The following is a 19,132-nucleotide window of genomic DNA, read 5'->3' on the forward strand; positions in this document are numbered from 1 at the left end:
GAGTCGCTAGCGTACCCCGCATGATCCGCGGTCTGCTTCTTCTCGGCTGCCGCGGCGGGGTCTGACGCGACCGGCGCCCCGCCGCGGGGCTCCGTGCTGCCGGTCACCGTCCGACCGAGCCGAAGGCCACAGCCGACGATGACCACCGCCCCGCCCGTCTGGAACCCGCAGCGGCCCAGCCGCATGCCGTACCACCGCTACCGCCCCTACCAGGACCGCGTGCGCGTCCCGGCCGACGACCGCCGCTGGCCCTCCGCCCGGATCGAGCGCGCCCCGCTGTGGGTCCCCGTCGACCTGCGCGACGGCAACCAGGCGCTCGCCGAGCCGATGGACACCCCCCGCAAGCGCCGCTTCTTCGATCTGCTGGTGACGGCCGGCTTCAAGGAGATCGAGGTCGGCTATCCCTCCGCGAGCCGCACGGACTTCGACTTCGTCCGGCACCTCGTGCGCGACGGCGCCGTGCCGGACGACGTGACGCCCGTGGTGTTCACACCCGCCCGCGCCGACCTGATCGACCGGACCTTCGACGCGATCGCCGGCCTGCCCCGGGCCGTCGTCCACCTGTACATCGCGACCTCGCCGGTGTGGCGGGAGGTGGTGCTCGGCCGGAGCCGGGCCGAGGTGTGGCGGACCGTGCGCAAGGCGGCCGAGCACATGGCCCGGCGGGCCGGCGACACGCCCGGCATCCGCTTCCAGTTCTCCCCCGAGACCTTCAACCTCACCGAGCCCGACTTCGTGCTGGAGCTGTGCGACGGACTCACCGGGCTGTGGGACGCGAGCCCCGACCGGCCGGTGACCCACAACCTGCCCGCCACGGTAGAGATCTCCACCCCGAACGTCTACGCCGACCAGATCGAGTACATCCACCGCAACCTGTCCCGGCGGCAGTCCGTCGTCCTCTCCGTCCACCCGCACAACGACCGCGGCACGGGCGTGGCCTGCGCCGAACTCGCCGTGCTGGCCGGTGCGCAGCGGGTGGAGGGCTGCCTCTTCGGCAACGGCGAGCGCACCGGCAACGTGGACCTGGTGACCCTGGCCCTCAACCTCTTCGCCCAGGGCGTCGACCCGATGGTGGACTTCGGCGACATCGACGCCGTACGGGAGACGGTGGAGCGGTGCAACCGGCTGCCCGTGCACCCGCGGCACCCGTACGCCGGAGAACTGGTCCACACCGCGTTCTCCGGCACCCATCAGGACGCGATCAGCAAGGGCCTGGCGCACCACGCCCGGCGGGCGGCCGAGGCGGGGCTGAGCGAGCGGGAGGCGCCGTGGGAGGTGCCGTACCTGCCGGTCGACCCGGCCGACCTCGGGCGGTCCTACGAGGCGGTGATCCGCGTCAACTCCCAGTCCGGCAAGGGCGGTGTGGCGTACCTGCTGAACCGGCACGCGGGGATCGACCTGCCGCCGGAGATGCGGCCGGAGTTCGCGCGGATCGTGCAGGAGGCGACGGACGGCAGCGGACGGGAGGCCACGCCGAAGGAGCTGCATGAGCTGTTCCTGGCGGCCTATGCGGCCGAGGGCGCGGTACGGCTGCACGCCTGGACCGCGCACGAGGAGTCACCCGGCGTCCACCGCTTCGTGTGCACGCTGGAGGCCGGCGACCGCGTCGGCGACCACGAGGGCACGGGCGCCGGTGTGGTGACCGCGTTCGCCGACGCGCTGGCCGGCGCCGGTCTCGCGGTGGAGATCCTGGACTTCGCGCAGGACGCGACGGCGGCCTTCGCCAAGTGCCGGGTCGCCGGGGTGACGGCCTGGGGCGCGGGCACGGGCCCGTCGGCCGGAGTGCGGGCGGTGCTGTCCGCGGTGAACCGGGCGGTGCGGTGAGGGAGGTACTGCGCGCCGAGGACGTCCATGTCGTCCGCGACGGGCGGCCCCTGCTCCAGGAGGTGTCGCTGACCGTGCGGGCCGGTGAGCACTGGGCGCTGCTCGGCGCCAACGGCGCGGGCAAGTCCACGCTGCTCGGGCTGCTCGGCGCGGTGGTGCATCCGACCCGCGGCACGGTGGAGGTGCTCGGGCACCGGCTGGGCCGGGTGGACCTGCGTCAGCTGCGGACGCTGGTCGGGCATGTCGACCCGCGCCATCCGCTGACCTCGCCGCTGCGGGTGCGGGACGTGGTGCTCACCGGGGCGACGAACTCCGTCGAGCCGGTCCCCCGCTGGCGGCCCGCCCCGGAGCAGCTGGAGCGGGCCGAGGCGCTGCTGGCCACGCTGGGGCTGGGCGCGCTGCGGGAGGCGCGGTGGCCGACGCTGTCGCAGGGGCAGCGCGGCCGGACGCTGATCGCGCGGGCGCTGATGCCCGAGCCGCGGCTGCTGCTCCTGGACGAGCCGGCGACCGGCCTGGACCTGCCCGGCCGGGAACGGCTGATCGAGGCGCTGGAGAAGTTGCGGGCGGAGCGTCCGGAGCTGGCGACGGTGCTGGTCACGCACCATCTGGAGGAGTTGCCGGCGGGGACCACGCACGCCGTGCTGCTGCGCGCGGGACGGGTGCTGGCCTCGGGTCCGGTCGACGCGGTGCTCACCGGCGACCGGGTCGGCGCGTGCTTCGGTCTGCCGCTGGCGCTCCGGCGGCACGAGGGCCGCTGGAGCGTGCGGATCCGGCGCGTGCGGTGACGGTGTGACGAAGGGGGTGCCCGGTCCGCCCGGGGCGGGGCACCCCCTGCCGTCCTGGGGTCACTTGTTCAGGTAGGCCCAGAACTCGTCGAACGACAGGACCTTGTCACCGTTGAGGTCGCGGGACTTGATGATGGCCTCCGCGACCGTGTCGGTGACGTTCCAGTCACCCTGCTGTGCCAGGGCGGACTTGAACTCCGCGGCGGTGATGAACCCGTCACCGTCCGCGTCCATCCGCTGGAACTGCTTGCGTGCTTCCTCGATGTCCGCCACCGATCCGCCCCTTTTGCTCGTGTTTCTCATGCCGTACTAACGTACTGACGCTGGTCAGATTAACGGCCCGCGCGAGCGCGGAGTGCGGCGACCACCCAGGCGAGGTCCTCGGCGTGCGGCGTGCGGACGTCCTCCGGGCCGGGCCGTCGATGGTGAACGGCCCGGTGCCGTCGTCGTCCGAGTCTGGGAGTCTTGGCCTGCCGGTGGATGGAGACTCGGGAGGGGGCGGGGCCTTGAAGACCTTGCGGGAGATTCTCGACGCGGCGGCGGCCGGCGTCTTCCCGCCGGCCGACGGCGGTACGACGGTCGTGGCGCAGCCCTCGCCCCGGGACGCCGGTGTGCTGTCCTTCACCGCGCACACGGTGGTGTTCACCGACGAGGACCCCGGCTGGGTGGCCAAGGCGCTGCGCGCCGCGGACTGCGATCCGCTGGCCGCGTCGCTGCATCCCCGCTTCCTGACGGCCCTGCTGGACCGGACCGGGCGCACGGCCGAGACGATCGACGCGGTGCTGGTGGGCGAGCCGCTGCCGGGCGGGCCGGCGTGCGCGCTGCGGGAGATCGAGGACCCCGGGCATCCCCGGATCGCCTATGCCCGCCGGCGCCGGGACGAGGTGCGGGCCTGGTCCGCCGACGGCGGGGTGCTGGTGATGGGGCGCGGGGTCGCCGGGCGGCTGGAGGTGTCGGTCGAGGTGGACGCCGGCGCCCGGCACCGGGGGCTCGGGCGGCTGCTGGTGCGTGCCGCCCGGCAGCTGGCCGGGGAGCCGCTGTGGGCGCAGGTCGCGCCGGGGAACGCCCGCAGCCTGCGGGCGTTCCAGGCGGCCGGGTACCGGCCGGTGGGCGCGGAGCTGCTGCTTCAGCGGAAGACGCCGGTGTGGCCGAGCGAGTAGCGGCCCGGCTGCGGATAGACGGCGAGGCCGTGCGGGCCGCTGCCGACCTTGATCCGGGCCAGCTCGGCGCCGGTGCGGGTGTCGATGGCGTACACCTCGGAGTCGTAGCGGCCGGAGAGCCACAGCACCCTGCCGTCGGCGGAGACGCCGCCCATGTCCGGGCTGCCGCCGCCCGGCAGGTGCCATTTCCCGGTGAGCCGGTCGCGGGTGAAGTCGAAGACGGAGACGGTTCCTTCGCCCCGGTTGGAGATGTACATCTCCCGTGAGTCACGACTGACGTAGAGACCGTGGGCGCCCTTGCCGGTGGCCAGGAGCCGGGGCCGGGTGAACCTCTCGCCGTCGAGGATCCACACCCCGTGGGCCATCATGTCGGCGATGTAGAACAGCTTGCCGTCCGGGGAGACCTTGACGTCCTGCGGCATCGCTCCGCGCAGCGGCAGCCGTTCCTGCTCGACGACCTCCATCCGCGCGGTGTCGACCTTGAGGATCTCGCCGCTGAACTCGCAGGAGACGATGAAGTAGCGGCCGTCGCGGGAGAAGTCGGCGTGGTTGACGCCGTAGCAGCTGACCGGGACGGACTTCACGACCCGCATGGTGTGGGCGTCGCGGAAGACCAGCCGGCGGTCCATGGAGGCCATGACGACGGCGTACTTCCCGTCGGGCGTGAAGTACAGGTTGTACGGGTCGTGCACGTCGACCGGCCGGCCGGCCCGGCCGGTGCGCGGGTCGATCGGGGTGAGGGTGTTGCCCAGGTCGTTGTTGACCCAGAGGGTCCTCAGGTCCCAGGAGGGCACGACGTGCTGGGGCTGGTGGCCGACCGGGATGGTGTCGACCACCCGGAAGGTCGCGGGATCGATGACGGTGACCGTGTCGGAGCCGGTGTTGGGCACGTACACCCGGGAGGGGAAGTCGCGGACCACGGGGGACAGCCGGTTCGGCCGGTCGGCGGCGTACAGGTCGGCCGGGTCCTCGACCGGCGGCATCCCGGGCAGCACGGCCACCCGGGGTCGGGCCGGGCGCGGCACGGCCGGGGTCTTGCCGCCGGGGGCCGCGCGCGGCTGGTCCCCGGCCGCGCCGCCGCACGCGGCGAGCAGCGTCAGGGCGGTGACGGCGGCACCGGCGGCCAGCAGGCGGGCGGCTTTCGTGGTTCGCATCAGCTCAGCAGCTCCGTGGTGGTGACCGCGCGCAGCCCGCGGCGGCCGAGTTCGGTGAGGACGTCGGGGAGGGCGGCGACCGTGTCCGGGTATCCGAAGTGCAGGCTCACCACCGATCCGGCGCGCGCGCCGGCGAGCACCTCGCGGGTGACGGCGGCGGCGCCGGGGCGGGTGTAGTCCAGCGAGTCGACGTCGTACGACAGCACGTGCGGGTAGCCGGCGGCGCGGGCCAGGCGGGCGACGAGCGGGGAGGCGGCCGAGGCGCGGGAGGGGCGGAACCAGGTGCCGACGGAGCCGGTGAGCCGCGCCAGCCGCGCGGCGCAGTCGGTGATCTCCCGGCGGGCGTCCGGCTCGGCGAGCGCGTTGATGTCCACGTGGTGCTGGGTGTGGTTGCCGAGGTCGTGGCCGCCGTCGAGGACGCGGCGGGCGAGGTCCGGGTGCTCGTCCAGCCAGCTGCCGACGGCGAGCACCGTGAGCCGGGCGCCGTGCCGTTCGGCGGTGGCGAGCAGGGCGTGGGCGAGGGCGGGGTCGCCTTGGCCGTGGAAGGTGAGGGCCACCTGGGGGCGGGAGCGCGGACCGTGGGTGATCTGCGCGGGACGGCCGGGGTAGGCGCGGGGGGCGGGGGCCGGCGGCGCGGACACGGCGTGCGGGGCGGGGGCCGCCGACGGGGGCGCGGAAGGGGAGGCGGAGGGCGGGGCGGTCCGTCCGGCGCCGCATCCGGCGGCGAGCGCGCCGCCGACGGCGAGCCCGGCGCCGGCCCGCAGCGCACCGCGTCGGTTGGTGGGGGTCACCGCACCATTTAAGGGTGATACGGGGGGAAACGGGGTGATTAGCCTGATGACGCACCGGTCTGTCCGGACCGGTGCCGCCTACCGGTCGGCGACCCGCATCTCGAACCACGTGGTCTTGCCGCGCGGCAGCAGGTCCACGCCCCACCGGTCGGAGAGCTTGTCCACGAGGAACAGTCCGCGTCCGCTGACGTCCGTCTCCTGCACCGGCATCAGGCAGGGCAGGCCGCGCGAGGGGTCACGGACCTCCACCCGGATCCAGCCGGGGCGGCGGCGCATGCGCAGGCCGAAGACGCGGGCTCCGGTGTGCCGTACGGCGTTGCCGACGAGTTCCGACACCAGCAGTACGGTGTCCTCGGTCAGTTGCGGGCTGAGCCGCCAGCCGCGCAGGACCACGACCTGGACGAGCCGGCGGGCGGTGGCCGCGGATTCCGGGCGGGACGGCAGCGGGACCTCCGCCTCCGCCGGGTCGCCGAACAGTTCGAGCGCTTCGAGCGCTTGTTCGTCCTCGACCGCGGGCGACCAGCGTGCCGCGGCTGCACGGCCGTGTCCCCGCGGCTGTTCGTTGCCCTCCAGCCCCGCCATGCCCCCATGATGGCCGTCCGGAGCCGTCTTGGGGGGCGTTCCGGAGGAATACCCCGGCGGGGCATTCCTCTTCCGGCCTTGTCCGCCGACATATGCCACCGGCATGACGGTGTCCGACGGACCCCCTCTGACCTGCGAAGACGGCTCACTTTCCGGCAAGCGTCGGGCTCCCTCGGCGGCGCGGTTCCACGACTGCCCCAAGGCAACCACAAACCGCCCCAACGGGGGACCCGGGAACAGGACAACGCGTCGATGCCCCATCGAACGCGACCGGCCGGCGGGGCGCACGCGCCGCTCCGCCGGCCGGATTCACCCGGCCGTCAGACGAACTTCGCCTTGCCCGGCCCTTCCTCCACGAAGCTGCGCATGCCGCGCTCGCGGTCCTCGGTGGCGAACAGGCCCGCGAACCAGTTCCGTTCCACGGCGAGCCCGGTGTCGAGGTCGGTCTCCAGACCGGTGTCGACGGCCTCCTTGGCCGCGCGCAGCGCGATCGCCGGGCCCTTGGCGAGCCGCGCGGCCCAGGCGTGCGCCTGCTCGTACACCTCGGCGGCCGGGACGACCCGGTCCACCAGGCCGATCGCCAGCGCCTCGTCGGCCTTGACCTGACGGCCCGTGAAGATGAGGTCCTTGGCCCGGGAGGGGCCGATCAGCCGGGGCAGCCGCTGGGTGCCGCCGGCGCCCGGGATCAGCCCGAGCAGGATCTCCGGCTGGCCGAGCCTGGCGTTGTCGGCGGCGATGCGGTAGTCCGCGCACAGGGCCAGTTCGCAGCCGCCGCCGAGCGCGTAGCCGGTGACGGCGGCGACGACGGGCTTGGGGATGCGGGCCACGGCGGTGAAGGCGTCCTGCAGGCCACGGGCGCGCCGGATCATCCCGGCGTGGTCCATGTTCTGCATCTCCTTGATGTCCGCGCCCGCGGCGAACACCCGCTCGCCGCCGTAGACGACCACGGCGCGTACCTCGTCCCGGCGGCCGGCCTCCTCGGCCAGCTCTTTCAGCCGGTCCTGGGTGGCGATGTCCAGCGCGTTCATCGGCGGCCGGTCCAGCCGCAGCGTGCCGACGCCTTCGCTGACTTCGAGAGTGACGGTCATGGGGTCAGGTTAACGGCGACTAACGCGGACGGGCCCGGTGCCGTAGGTCACAGCACCGGGCCCGTCGCGTCAGCGCAGGCTCACTTCTTCCACTGCGCCCAGGACATGTTCCAGCCGTTGAGGCCGTTGTCCGGGGCCACCGTGGCGTCGTGGCTGTTCTTGACGACCACCACGTCGCCGATCATCGAGTGGTTGAAGAACCAGGCCGCCGGGACGGAGCCGTCGTAGCCGCCGCGCACGTCGCGCAGGCCCACGCAGCCGTGGCTGGCGTTGTAGTTGCCGAAGGCACCGCCGCCCCAGTAGTTGCCGTGGATGAAGGTGCCGGAGGTGGTCAGGCGGATGGCGTGCGGCACGTCCTTGATGTCGTACTCGCCGCCGTAGCCGACGGTCTCGCCGTTCATGCGGGTGACGGCGAGCTTCTCGCTCATGACCATCTGGCCGTTCCAGGTCTCGTAGCCGGGCTTGCCGGTGGTGACCGGGAGGGTTTTGACGACCTTGCCGTCCTGGGTGACCTTCATCGTGTGCTTCTTGGCGTCCACGACGGAGACCTGGTTGCGGCCGATGGTGAACTTCACGGTCTTGCGCTGCTTGCCGTAGACGCCGTCGCGTCCCTCGACGCCGTCCAGGTCGAGGTCGACGGTGACCTTGGTGCCGGCCTTCCAGTACTTCTCGGGACGGAAGTCCAGGCGGTCGTTGCCGAACCAGTGGCCCTGGACGTCCACGGCGGGCTCGGTCTTGATGCGGACGGCCTTCTCGACGTCCTCGGGGTGGGTGATGCCCCGGGTGAAGCGTATGGAGAACGGCATACCGACGCCGACGGTGGCGCCGTCCTCGGGGGTGAAGTAGCCCACGAAGGTGTTCTTCGGCGTCAGCGTGGTGAAGCTGGAGTCCTCGGCGGCCTCGCGGCCCTCGGAGTCCTTGGCGACCGCGTGCACCGTGTACTTGGTGCCGGCCGCCAGATGGGTCGACGGCGCCCAGGCCGTGCCGCCACCGGTGACCGCACCCTCGACCTCGGTGCCCTTCTCGTCCTTGACGGTGACCTCGGTCAGCTTGCCCTTCGCGACGCCGACCTTGAGGGCGCCGCTGGTGTCCACGCCGGTGGCACCGGGCCCGGGCGCGATGCTGACCGCCGCCGTGGACTGCCCGTCCCCCGTTCCCCCCTTGCCCTTCCCGTCGCCGGAACCGGCCCCGGATCCGCCGCCTCCGCCGCACGCGGCGAGCGACAGCACCAGGGCCCCGGCTATGACCGCCAGTCCCCCACGGCCCCGCCGTCCCCCAGCCGACGCCCCCGGTATAGGCCGCACGTTCAAGTTGTTCTCCCCTCGCCGGACCAGGCATGACCCGGCCCGCTCCCCACCACTTATGTGCGCGCATATTAACTGCCCGGATACGCGCCAGGCGCGGGCCGAACGTCACCGTTCCGTCGCAAGTTCCCCCCGCGACCCGCCCGCGCCCCGCCCGCTCGCGCCGCTCCCGGCGTCCCCTCACCCGCCGTCACTTCACCGCGCTGCCCGCCGTCCAGTCCTTCCAGGCCATGTTCCAGCCGCCGAGGCCGTTGTCCGGGGCCACCGTCTTGTCCTTGCTGTGCACGATCTCGACGACGTCGCCGACGAGGCTGCGGTCGAAGAACCAGCCCGCCGGCGTGTCCGAACCGCCGCCCTTGACGTCCCTGAGGCCGACGCAGCCGTGGCTGACGTTGACCTGCCCGGGGGCGTCCGGGGCCCAGTAGTTGCCGTGCAGGAAGGTGCCGGAGTCGGTGAGCTTCATGGCGTGCGGGACGTCGGGGATGTCGTACTCGCCGCCGAAGCCGACCGTGCGGCTGTTCATGCGGGTCACCTCCAGCATGTCCATCACCACCATCTTGCCGTTGTAGCTGGGGTGTTTGGGGGCGCCCGCGGTGACGGGAACGGTGGCCAGCAGCTCCCCGTCGCGCCGCACCTCCATCATGTGCCGGGCCGCGTCGACCAGCGAGACCTGGCTGCGGCCGACGGTGAAGGAGACCGTCTTCTGCTGGAGGCCGTAGACGCCCCGGGCGCCCTCGACGTCCCGCAGGTCCAGGCCGACGGTGACCTCGGTGCCGGGCTTCCAGTACCGCTCGGGCCGGAAGTCCAGCCGGTCCTTGCCGAACCAGTGCGGGCGGATCTCGACGGGCGGCCGGGCGGTGATCCGGACGGCGCGTTCGACGGCGGCGCGGTCGGTGATCTCCCGGCTGAAGGAGAGCGAGACGATCATTCCGGTGCCTACGGTGGAGCGGTTCTCCGGAGTGACGTAGGCGATGAACCGTTCGTCGGGGACGTAGGTGGTGAAGGTGGTGTGCCGGGCCGAACGGCGGCCCCGGCCGTCCCGCGCGACCACGTCCACGGTGTACCGGGCGGCGAGCGCCAGCCGTTCCTCCTCGGGCTGCCAGGTCAGCCCGTCGGCGCTGATCCGCCCGGGGACCGGCGCCGCCCGCGCGTCCTGCTCCCGGACCACCGTCACCTTCTCCAGCCGCCCGCCGGGCAGCCGGATCCGCAGCCGCTCGTCCGGGCGTACGGCCCTGCTCCCGTCGTCGGGGGTCACCCGGATGACGTCCTCGGGGGCCGGGGAGTCCGCCCGAGTCCCTCCCATGCCCAGCGGTCCCGGGCCGTTCGCGGAGCAGCCCGCGAGCAGCCCCGCCCATGTCAGTACGGCGGCCAGCGCGGCCCCCGCGCGCCGTGCGCGTCCAGTTGCGTGCCTCACACGGGACTCAACGACCGGGCACGCTCCGGGGAAACGTGAGTGCGAGCCACCCGCTGGGCAGAACAGAGGGAAGGACGACACGGCCGGGGGGCCGCCACCGCGGAAGGAGGCACCCCGGCGCCCGTGTCGGAGCCGTCGGGGCGCAGTCGTGCCGGACGGCCGGAGGTGCCGCGGCGCCTCCGGCCGTCCGGTCCGGCCGCGCCCCTCGGGCGAGCCGCCGAGCAGAGGGGCCGACAGTGACGAGCGCAGCCGAGCAGCGGGCACCGGCCGGGGAGCCGGCCGCCGGGAGCGGGCAACCGGCGGCGGTGAACGGCGCCCGGCGGCCCGTACCGCCCGCCCCGGTGGTGTGGCCGGGCGCGCCGACCCCGCTGGGGGCCCGGTTCCGGACCGGACCGGACGGGGTCGCGGGCACCAACTTCGCGCTGTGGGCGGCCGGCGCGGAGGCGGTCCGGCTGTGCCTGTTCGACGAGGCCGGCCGGGAGACCCGGGTCCCGCTGACCGAGCTGACGCACGAGATATGGCACGGCTTCGTGCCGGGCGTGCTGCCCGGGCAGCGCTACGGCTACCGGGTCGACGGCCGCTGGGACCCGTGGACCGGCGCCCGCTGGAACCCGGCCAAGCTGCTGCTCGACCCGTACGCGCGGGCGGTGGACGGCGAGTTCGCGCTGCCGCCGCAGGTGTACGGGCATGTGCGGGACTGGCCGGAGCAGTCGGTGGCCGACACCGTGCGCGACGAGCGGGACTCGGCGCCGTACGTCCCGAAGGGGGTCGTCGTGCACGATGACGACGACTGGTCCGACGACCGCCGCCCCAAGACGCCGTGGGCCGACTCGGTGATCTACGAACTGCACGTGCGCGGCTTCACCAAGCTCCACCCGGGCATCCCCGGGGAACTGCGCGGCACCTACGCCGGGCTCGCGCACCCGGCCGCGATCGAGCACCTGGTGGGGCTGGGCGTGACGGCCGTGGAGCTGCTGCCCGTGCACCAGTTCGCGCACGAGGACCACCTGCTGCGCCGGGGCCTCGCCAACTACTGGGGCTACAACTCCATCGGCTACTTCGCCCCGCACGCCGGCTACGCCGCCTCCGGCACGGCCGGCGGGCAGGTCGGCGAGTTCAAGCGGATGGTGCGCGCGCTGCACGCGGCCGGCATCGAGGTCATCCTCGACGTGGTCTACAACCACACCGCCGAGGCGGGCGAGCTGGGCCCGACGCTGTCCCTGAAGGGCATCGACAACCGCGGTTACTACCGGCTCCAGGACGACGCCCGCCGCTACGCCGACTACACCGGCTGCGGCAACACCCTGCACGTCGTCCAGCCCCAGGTGCTGCGGCTGATCACCGACTCGCTGCGCTACTGGGTGACCGAGATGGGCGTGGACGGCTTCCGGTTCGACCTGGCGGCGGCGCTGGCCCGCTCGATGCACGACGTCGACATGCTCTCGCCGTTCCTCGCGGTGATCGCCCAGGACCCGGTGCTGCGCCGGGTGAAGCTGATCGCCGAGCCGTGGGACATCGGCTCCGGCGGCTACCAGGTGGGCGCCTTCCCGCCGCTGTGGACCGAGTGGAACGACCGCTACCGCGATACCGTGCGGGACTTCTGGCGGGGCGCGCTGCCCGACGTACGCGAGATGGGCTACCGCCTCTCCGGCTCCAGCGACCTGTACGCCTGGGGCGGCCGGCGCCCCTACGCCTCGGTCAATTTCGTCACCGCGCACGACGGCTTCACCCTGCGCGACCTGGTGTCGTACGGGACCAAGCACAACGAGGCCAACGGCGAGGACAACCGGGACGGCACCGACGACAACCGCTCGTGGAACTGCGGGACGGAGGGCGAGACCGACGACGAGGGCGTACGGGCGCTGCGCCGGCGGCAGCTGCGCAACCTGCTCACCACCCTGCTGCTGTCCACCGGCGTGCCCATGCTGGTCGCGGGCGACGAGTTCGGCCGCACCCAGCACGGCAACAACAACGCCTACTGCCAGGACAACGAGATCGGCTGGGTGGACTGGTCGCTGCGTTCGGAGCCGGGCTGGCGGGCGCTGTCGGACCTGACGGCGCGGCTGATCGCGCTGCGCCACCGGCATCCGGTGCTGCGCCGGCGGGCCTTCTTCTCCGGCCGCGCGCAGACCGCGGACGGACTGCGGGACCTGGCCTGGTTCACCGCGCGGGGCGCGGAGATGACCGAGGACGACTGGTACGCGCCCGCCGCCACGCTCGGCATGTACCTGTCCGGGCGGGACATACCGGGCCGGGACGAGCGGGGCGCGCCGGTGGTCGACGACAGCTTCCTCGCAGTACTGCACGCGGGCGAGCGGCCGACCGGCTTCGTGCTGCCGGGACCGCCGTGGGCCGAGCGGTACGAACTGCTCGTGGACACCTCCGCCGAGGAACAGACCACGGCACCGGGCACGCTCCACCGGGCGGGCACCCGGATCACGGTACCGGCACGAACGGTCCTGCTGCTGCGGGTCGCCTGAGCCGGGACGGACGGGGCGGGCGCGAGTCGTCTGGGCCGGGGCGGATCGGGCTGGCGCCTCCGGTCGCGGGGCGTCGTGGGTCGAGCGGTACGTGCTGGTCGTGGGCGTCCGCGCCGAGGAGCGGGCCGCGGCGCCGGGCACGCGGATCACGGTGGTGGGACGGACGGGGCGGGTGCGGGCCTCTGGGCCGGCAGAGGCGCGTGTGACACTGCGCGGGGCCCGCCGGACGGACGTGCGTGACGCGGATCACGTGTGCCGGGTGCAGCGCGGGCCGGGGTCCAGGGCCTTTCTCCTGGTGAAGACAGCCGGCGAGAACGGGGACCGTGAGGATGGAGCAGGCCAGGGCCGGTGAGTACGACGCGTTCGTGGCGGCCCGCTGGTCGGTGTTGTTCCATCTGGCCCGTCTGCTCACCGGGGGCGACCGGCACCGCGCCGAGGACCTGTTGCAGGAGTCCCTGGTCAAGCTGTGGTTCGTCTGGCCGAAGGTCGCCGACGAGGCGCCGGAGGCCTATGTGCGCAAGGTGCTGGCGCGGGCCGCGGCCCGCTCGGCCCGCCGCCGCTGGTGGGGTGAGCGGCCCGTGGAGGAGCTGCCGGAGACGGCGGCGGCCGGCGACCTGTCGGCGACCGTCGCCGAGCGGTCCCGGCTGGAGGCGGCGCTCGCCCGGCTGACCCCGCGCCAGCGGGCCGCCGTGGTGCTGCGCTACTACCAGGATCTGCCCGACCGGCAGGTCGCCGAGGCCCTGGGCTGCCCCGTGGGCACGGCCCGGTCCCATGCCGCGCGCGGGGTGGCCCGGCTGCGCCGGCTGCTGGCCGACGTCATCGAGCCGGTGGGGTGAGGAAGAGGCATGGATCACTTCGAGCGGCGGTTGGCCGGGCTGCTGCGGCAGGACCCGCAGCCGGCGCCTTTCGAGGCCCGGCACCGGGAGGCGCTGCGCGCCGGGGTGCGCGCCCGGCGCCGGGTGCGCGCGGCGCGCCGGGCCGCCGGCTGCGTCCTGGCGGGGGCCGGGCTCGCTCTGGTGCTGGTGCTGTGGCCGCACGGCCCCACCGACGACCGGCCCGCCGCCCCGCCGCGGCCGGCCTCCAGCCCGGGCCCGACACCGAGCGCCTCACCGTCCGAGCCGCCGTCCCGGCCGCCGGCCACGTCGGCCACGCCGTCCGCGACACCGACGGCCACGAACACCGCGACGCCGGGTGACACCTGGAGCGTCTCCGCCCCGCCCACGGCCACCGGCACCACGCCCCCGGCCACGACACCCGTGAGCACACCGCCGGACGGCCCGTCGCCGACGGCCACCGGCTAGCCCCCTCCCGTCCCTCCGCCCGCCCCCGGCACACCCGCCCGACCAGACCCAACGGGGTTCATGTGACGCACATCCGACCGAACCGGCCCGGCCGGCCGTCCTCCGGCGCGCCGGCCCCCCGGCGCATACCCCGGCCCGTCCCGCTGCGGGCGGTCCACGAGGCGGCCGATCCCGTCCTGGACGTGGCCGTGCCGGTGTTCAACGAGGAGAAGGACCTGGAGCCCAACGTCCGGCGGCTGCACACACATCTGCGGGACACCTTCCCCTACTCCTTCCGGATCACCATCGCCGACAACGCGAGCACCGACCGCACCCCGGCCATCGCCGCCCGGCTGGCCGGCGAGCTGGCCGAGGTCACCTCGCTGCGGCTGCCGGAGAAGGGCCGGGGCCGGGCGCTCAGGGCCGCCTGGTCCGGTTCCCGGGCGCCCGTGCTGGCGTATCTCGACGTGGACCTGTCCACCGGGCTCGCCGCGCTGCTGCCGCTGGTCGCGCCGCTGATCTCGGGCCACTCCGACCTGGCGATCGGCACCCGGCTGGCGCCGGGGTCGCGGGTGGTGCGCGGGACCAAGCGCGAGGTCATCTCCCGCTGCTACAACGTCCTGCTGCGCCGCACGCTCGCCGTGGGCTTCTCCGACGCGCAGTGCGGCTTCAAGGCGGTCCGGCGCGAGACGGCCGAGCGGCTGCTGCCGCTGGTGCGGGACGGGGAGTGGTTCTTCGACACCGAGCTGCTGGTGCTCGCCGAGCGGGCGGGCCTGAGGATCCACGAGGTGCCGGTGGACTGGGTCGACGACCCGGACAGCAGCGTGGACCTGTTCGCCACCGCGCTGGCGGACCTGCGCGGGATCGTGCGGATGCGGCGCACCCTGGCCCGCCGTCCGGGGCCGGTGGTCCGGTGACCGCGACCCTGCCCGGCATACGCACGCCGGACACCGGGGCCGTACCGGACTCCCGGGTGCGGGCCGCCGCCCGCCGCCACGGACCGGTCCTCGCCCTGTTCGGCACGCTGAAGCTGGCCGGTTTCTGCTCGTTCATGTACCTGCTGTCCTCGTCCGGGGACTACCGCGGCAAGCACCCCCGGTTCGGCGGCGGCGCGCACGCCTGGGACGTGCTGGCCACCTGGGACGGCTGGTGGTACCAGCAGATCGCGCTGCACGGCTACGACCCGAAGCTCGTCCCGGTCCCGGGCGCCACGGGCCTGATCACGCTGGAGGGCAACTCGGCGGCGTTCTTCCCGCTCTACCCGGCGCTGATGCGGCTGACCTCGGCGGTCACCGGCCTCGGCCCGTACGGCGCCGGAATGCTGGTCTCCGTCGTCGCCTCCTTCGCCGCGGCGCTCGGCATCTACGCCGTCGCGGAGCGGTTCGGCGGCCGGCGGGCCGGGCTGGCGGCGGCCGGACTGTGGGCGGTGTGGCCCGGCTCGGGCGTGGAGTGGGCGGTCTACTCCGACTCCCTCTACGTGGCCCTGGCCGCCTGGGCCTGCCACGCGGTGCTCACGCGCCGCTGGCTCACGGCGGGCGTGCTCACCTTCGCGGCCGGGCTGAACCGGCCCACGGCCGGCGCGCTGATCGCCGCGCTCGCCGTGGCCGCGCTGCTCAGCCTGCGCCGCGAGGAGGACGGGGTGCTGCGCCCGGTGCTGGCCATGGCCCTGGCCCCGCTCGGACTCTTCGGCTATCTGCTGTGGGTCGGCAACCGCATGGGCGACCTGGGCGGCTACTTCAAGCTCCAGTCGGGCGCCTGGGCGCACAGCTTCGACTACGGCAAGCAGACCCTGGACGTGCTGACGTCCGTGCCCGTGGGCAAGTTCGACTACCTCTTCGCCTACCCGTTCGCGGACGTCATCTCGGTCGGCGTCATCCTGCTGGCCTGCGCGCTGCTGCCGCTGCTGCTGCGGCTGCGCCCGCCGGCGGTGCTGGTGCTGTACACCGTCCTCACGCTGGCGCTGGTCCTGGGCAGTCAGCAGATAGTCGCCAACATCTCCCGCTATCTGCTGCCCTGCTTCCCGCTGTTCCTGCCGCTCGCGGTCGCGCTGCGCCGGCTGAGCCTGCCGGTGCTGTGCGCGCTGCTCGGCATCGCGGCGCTGGCCTCCGGCTCGTACGCCGGTTACGCCCTGTTCGAGCTGGGCGTGCCGTGATCCCGCCTGGCGGACGGTGTCTTGACGACGCGTGCGGCTTGCTGGCACCGTCCTGTGATCATGAGGCCTGCCACGGAACACACACGCGCGCGCGTCGCGCTCGTGGCGCGGCGGCACGTGGACCTGTGCCGGCAGTCCAGCGCCCTGTGTCGCTGACCCGCACCCTCGTCCCCCTTCTTCTTCCCTCCTTCACCTCGCCGTGCCCCGTGACGGGACACGGCCGTTTCGAGGATCCCGCATGTCCGACATATCCCGCCGTGTCTTCGGCGGTCTGCTCGGCGGCGGCGCGGTCTCCACCGTCGCCGGCGCCGCGACCCCCGCCCAGGCCGCCCCCGCCGAGCGCCCCTTCCGCGCCCGTCCCGCCGCCGCCTCCGGGCCGCGCCCCAACATCCTGGTCATCCTCGGTGACGACCTCGGCTGGGCCGACCTCTCCGCGTACGGCGCCCCGCACATCAAGACCCCGAACCTGGACCGGCTGGCCCGCCAGGGCGTGCGGTTCACCGACGCCTACTCCGGCTCGGCGACCTGCTCGCCGACCCGCTTCAGCCTCTACACCGGCCGCTATCCGGGCCGTACCAAGGGCGGCCTGGCCGAACCGGTGGCCGACCGGTCCCAGGGCCTGGACCCGAGCCACCCCACGCTCGCCTCCCTGCTGAAGGAGGCCGGCTACGACACGGCCCTCATCGGCAAGTGGCACTGCGGCTGGCTGCCCGACCACAGCCCCACCAAGTCCGGCTGGGACGAGTTCTTCGGCAACTTCGGCGGGGTCCTGGAGTACTTCTCCAAGCTGGGCCAGCTCGGCTCCTACGACCTGTACGAGGGCGACGCCGAGTACCGCGACCTGCGCTACTACACCACCGTGCTGACCGAGCGGGCCGTCGAGTACGTCGGCCGCCGGCACCGCCGGCCCTGGCTGCTGAACCTGAACTTCACCACTCCGCACTGGCCGTGGCTGGCCGAGGGCGACGCCGAGACCGGTGCCGAGATCGCCGCGCGGGTCCGGGCCGCGAAGACCCCGGCGCAGGTCACCGCGGCCCTCAACCACCACGACGGCGGCTCGGTCGCCAAGTACACCGAGATGGTGCAGAGCCTGGACGCGGCCGTCGGCGAGGTGCTGGCCGCGCTGCGCCGCTCCGGGCAGGAGGAGAACACGCTGGTGCTGTTCGCCAGCGACAACGGCGGTGAGCGCTGGTCGTACCAGTGGCCGCTGAGCGGCGGGAAGTCCACGCTCCAGGAGGGCGGCATCCGGGTGCCGGCCATCGTGCGCTGGCCCGCCCGCATCGACGGCCACCAGGTCAGCCACGAGCCGAACTACTCCCCCGACTGGACCGCGACCCTGCTGGAACTCGGCGGCGCCCGCCCCGACCCCGCCTATCCGCTGGACGGCACCAGCCTCGCGGGCTACCTGCTGCGCGGCGAGCACCTTCCCGAACGCGACCTGTTCTGGCGGGTCCGCGGCAACCGGGCGCTGCGCCGGGGCGACTGGAAGTACTACCAGGACGCCGACGGCACCGACCACCTCTACCACCTCGCCGCCGACCTCCGCGAACAGGCCGACCTGGCACCCGACCGTCCGCGGCTGCTGGCCGATCTGAAGGAGGCGTGGGAGGACATCGACCGGGAATTGCTGCCGTATCCCGGCAGGTCCTGATCGGTCACCTTCACCAACCCGTAAAGGGCGACGGCGAATTCCGCGGCCGGGGCTGGAAAGCGATACGGCGCCGAGGTACGGTTACCGCGTGATCACCAGCGACCGAACCACGCCGAGGATCCAGATCATCAACACCGCGGCACTGCGCCGGCAGAAGGAGCCCTTGGTCCCGATTTCCGGGGACGCGGGAGCGGTTGACGAGATCGCCCGAATGCTGCCGGTCGACACGGTGGAACTCCGCCGCTGCACCGGTGATGAGAAATCCTTCATGACCGAGGTCTGGGGAAAGCGGGTCCGTCTCACGACCGGCGGTATACCGGCCGACGATCTCATCAGCGTGCGTGACATCGACCGGCTGCTCACCAGCCAGCCGCTGCTGCGTTCCGACATGATCCGCCTTGTGCGGCAGGGGGAAATCCTGCCGCGCAGCGCGTATCTCCGGTCGATGCGGGAGATTTATCCGCGCCCCGTCGACCATGAGATGACGGAGAACGAGCATCTCTTCGAGATGCTGACGCGGGGCGTCGCGAGCGCGGCGGAGGTCACGGCCGCCGTCCGCGCGGGCGCGACCCTGATTCTCCAGTCGGCGCACTGGTATCACCCGCCGCTGACCGAGTTCTGCCGCTCCCTCGAACTGGCCCTGGGGCGCCGGTGCCGGGCGAACATCTATCTCACACCGGTCTCGTCGCAAGGGTTCGACCTGCACTCCGATCCGCACGATGTCTTCGTGCTCCAGGCGTTCGGCGAGAAGCAGTGGCACGTCGGGGCGACGCCGTGGGAACGCCGGCACGGCAGCGCGGACGCCGGCACCGACGAGACGAGGGAACTGCTGCTGCGCCCCGGTGACGTGCTGTATCTCCCGAAGGGCACGCCACACCGGGCGCACACGCTGAGCGCCCGGTCGGGACACGTCACCATCAGCGTCGAGTCGAATTCCTGGCGCGAAGTCCTGCGGACCACGCTGACCCAGCTCGTCGAGGACAGCCTCCCCGCCGAGCTGCTGGACGCCGAGCTGCCCGCCGGCTGGCCGCACGACGGCGGCGCGCTCGACGAGGCGGCGGGGCGGTTCCTGGCGGACGTCCGGGCGGCACTCGCGGAGCAGGAGCCCGAGCAGGTGCGCTCCACTCATCTGCGCACCTTCCTTTCGCAGCTCACGGACAGGATTCCCGGCGCCTTCGAGACGGACTCCGCTCTCGGCGTTCTCGGCGTGCTGGACACGACACCGCTGCGGCGGCGGAAGACGGTACCGTGCGCGCTCTTCTCGCAGCCCGCGACCCAGCGCCTGTACGCGGTTCTCGGCCGCCGCTGTGTCGGTATGCCCGAGACCTACGAGAAATCCATGCGGTTTATCGCGGGGCGTACGGAGTTCACGCCCGAGGAACTCTCCGCCGAGCTGGACGAGCGCGAGCGGCTGGAACTCTGCCAGGCCCTCGTGGATGCGCACCTGTTGTACACGCTAGAGTGATC

The 19,132-nt window shown here is 73.4% G+C and carries 17 protein-coding genes and 1 pseudogene; 11 read left to right on the forward strand and 7 right to left on the reverse strand.

Going from position 1 to position 19,132, the window contains the following annotated elements; genetic code table 11:
* Positions 1–138 precede the first annotated feature (138 nt).
* Entirely contained in the window at positions 139–1,824 is a 1,686-nt protein-coding gene (locus SCK26_RS11990; RefSeq protein ID WP_318201288.1) for a 2-isopropylmalate synthase, read from the forward strand.
* Entirely contained in the window at positions 1,821–2,609 is a 789-nt protein-coding gene (locus tag SCK26_RS11995) for an ABC transporter ATP-binding protein (protein ID WP_318201289.1), read from the forward strand. The genes SCK26_RS11990 and SCK26_RS11995 overlap by 4 nt, the downstream gene beginning before the upstream one ends.
* Before the next feature lie 60 nt (positions 2,610–2,669).
* On the opposite strand, the gene SCK26_RS12000 is transcribed toward SCK26_RS11995, so the two are convergent.
* The gene (locus SCK26_RS12000; RefSeq protein WP_318205984.1) at positions 2,670–2,882 is read right to left on the reverse strand and encodes an EF-hand domain-containing protein; all 213 of its coding nucleotides are present in this window, start codon (positions 2,880–2,882) and stop codon (positions 2,670–2,672) included.
* A gap of 233 nt (positions 2,883–3,115) precedes the next feature.
* Here SCK26_RS12000 and SCK26_RS12005 point away from each other — a divergent pair, with 233 nt between their 5' ends.
* Complete coding sequence (locus SCK26_RS12005; RefSeq protein WP_318201290.1) at positions 3,116–3,769, forward strand: GNAT family N-acetyltransferase; 654 nt, start codon at positions 3,116–3,118, stop codon at positions 3,767–3,769.
* On the opposite strand, the gene SCK26_RS12010 is transcribed toward SCK26_RS12005, so the two are convergent.
* From SCK26_RS12010 to SCK26_RS12035, 6 genes are all read right to left on the reverse strand, one after another.
* Positions 3,736–4,923: a YncE family protein gene (locus tag SCK26_RS12010; RefSeq protein ID WP_318201291.1), complete on the reverse strand. Its 1,188-nt coding sequence runs from the start codon at positions 4,921–4,923 to the stop codon at positions 3,736–3,738. The genes SCK26_RS12005 and SCK26_RS12010 overlap by 34 nt on opposite strands.
* Positions 4,923–5,714 carry a polysaccharide deacetylase family protein gene (locus SCK26_RS12015; protein ID WP_318201292.1) on the reverse strand — a complete coding sequence of 264 codons (792 nt, stop codon included), beginning with the start codon at positions 5,712–5,714 and terminating at the stop codon, positions 4,923–4,925. Before SCK26_RS12015 ends, SCK26_RS12010 begins: the two co-directional genes overlap by 1 nt.
* A 78-nt stretch (positions 5,715–5,792) precedes the next feature.
* Positions 5,793–6,296, reverse strand: a complete 504-nt coding sequence (locus tag SCK26_RS12020) for an ATP-binding protein (protein ID WP_318201293.1) — start codon at positions 6,294–6,296, stop codon at positions 5,793–5,795.
* Between the two features lie 320 nt (positions 6,297–6,616).
* On the reverse strand, positions 6,617–7,384 hold the full coding sequence (locus tag SCK26_RS12025; protein ID WP_318201294.1) for an enoyl-CoA hydratase/isomerase family protein: 768 nt from the start codon (positions 7,382–7,384) through the stop codon (positions 6,617–6,619).
* Positions 7,385–7,464: 80 nt separating this feature from the next.
* On the reverse strand, positions 7,465–8,694 hold the full coding sequence (locus SCK26_RS12030) for a L,D-transpeptidase (protein WP_412080733.1): 1,230 nt from the start codon (positions 8,692–8,694) through the stop codon (positions 7,465–7,467).
* A gap of 184 nt (positions 8,695–8,878) precedes the next feature.
* Entirely contained in the window at positions 8,879–10,102 is a 1,224-nt protein-coding gene (locus SCK26_RS12035; protein WP_318201295.1) for a L,D-transpeptidase, read from the reverse strand.
* Between the two features lie 236 nt (positions 10,103–10,338).
* Here SCK26_RS12035 and glgX point away from each other — a divergent pair, with 236 nt between their 5' ends.
* From glgX to SCK26_RS12075, 8 genes and pseudogenes are all read left to right on the forward strand, one after another.
* Positions 10,339–12,582, forward strand: a complete 2,244-nt coding sequence (gene glgX, locus SCK26_RS12040) for a glycogen debranching protein GlgX (protein ID WP_318201296.1) — start codon at positions 10,339–10,341, stop codon at positions 12,580–12,582.
* Positions 12,583–12,911: 329 nt separating this feature from the next.
* Complete coding sequence (locus SCK26_RS12045) at positions 12,912–13,418, forward strand: SigE family RNA polymerase sigma factor (protein WP_318201297.1); 507 nt, start codon at positions 12,912–12,914, stop codon at positions 13,416–13,418.
* Between the two features lie 9 nt (positions 13,419–13,427).
* The gene (locus SCK26_RS12050) at positions 13,428–13,883 is read left to right on the forward strand and encodes a hypothetical protein (RefSeq protein WP_318201298.1); all 456 of its coding nucleotides are present in this window, start codon (positions 13,428–13,430) and stop codon (positions 13,881–13,883) included.
* Positions 13,884–14,008: 125 nt separating this feature from the next.
* Positions 14,009–14,755: pseudogene (locus SCK26_RS12055) on the forward strand (dolichyl-phosphate beta-glucosyltransferase); the annotation flags it as partial.
* A gap of 20 nt (positions 14,756–14,775) precedes the next feature.
* Positions 14,776–16,014 carry a glycosyltransferase family 39 protein gene (locus SCK26_RS12060; protein ID WP_318201299.1) on the forward strand — a complete coding sequence of 413 codons (1,239 nt, stop codon included), beginning with the start codon at positions 14,776–14,778 and terminating at the stop codon, positions 16,012–16,014.
* A 60-nt stretch (positions 16,015–16,074) separates the two neighbouring features.
* Entirely contained in the window at positions 16,075–16,170 is a 96-nt protein-coding gene (locus tag SCK26_RS12065) for a putative leader peptide (RefSeq protein ID WP_318201300.1), read from the forward strand.
* 82 nt (positions 16,171–16,252) lie between these two features.
* Complete coding sequence (locus SCK26_RS12070; RefSeq protein ID WP_318201301.1) at positions 16,253–17,665, forward strand: sulfatase; 1,413 nt, start codon at positions 16,253–16,255, stop codon at positions 17,663–17,665.
* Between the two features lie 88 nt (positions 17,666–17,753).
* A complete protein-coding gene (locus tag SCK26_RS12075) occupies positions 17,754–19,130 on the forward strand; it encodes a JmjC domain-containing protein (RefSeq protein ID WP_318201302.1) in 1,377 nt (458 codons plus the stop codon).
* Positions 19,131–19,132 lie beyond the last annotated feature (2 nt).

Origin of the sequence: Streptomyces sp. SCL15-4 (assembly GCF_033366695.1) — a bacterium.
GTDB lineage: Bacteria > Actinomycetota > Actinomycetes > Streptomycetales > Streptomycetaceae > Streptomyces.

Bases quoted from the DNA above. Each gene is read 5' to 3' on its own strand.
- SCK26_RS11990 (WP_318201288.1), top strand. From the start codon at position 139: ATGACCACCGCCCCGCCCGTCTGGAACCCGCAGCGGCCCAGCCGCATG.
- SCK26_RS12010 (WP_318201291.1), bottom strand. From the start codon at position 4,923: ATGCGAACCACGAAAGCCGCCCGCCTGCTGGCCGCCGGTGCCGCCGTC.
- SCK26_RS12020 (WP_318201293.1), bottom strand. From the start codon at position 6,296: ATGGCGGGGCTGGAGGGCAACGAACAGCCGCGGGGACACGGCCGTGCA.
- SCK26_RS12025 (WP_318201294.1), bottom strand. From the start codon at position 7,384: ATGACCGTCACTCTCGAAGTCAGCGAAGGCGTCGGCACGCTGCGGCTG.
- SCK26_RS12045 (WP_318201297.1), top strand. From the start codon at position 12,912: ATGGAGCAGGCCAGGGCCGGTGAGTACGACGCGTTCGTGGCGGCCCGC.
- SCK26_RS12050 (WP_318201298.1), top strand. From the start codon at position 13,428: ATGGATCACTTCGAGCGGCGGTTGGCCGGGCTGCTGCGGCAGGACCCG.
- SCK26_RS12065 (WP_318201300.1), top strand. From the start codon at position 16,075: ATGAGGCCTGCCACGGAACACACACGCGCGCGCGTCGCGCTCGTGGCG.
- SCK26_RS12070 (WP_318201301.1), top strand. From the start codon at position 16,253: ATGTCCGACATATCCCGCCGTGTCTTCGGCGGTCTGCTCGGCGGCGGC.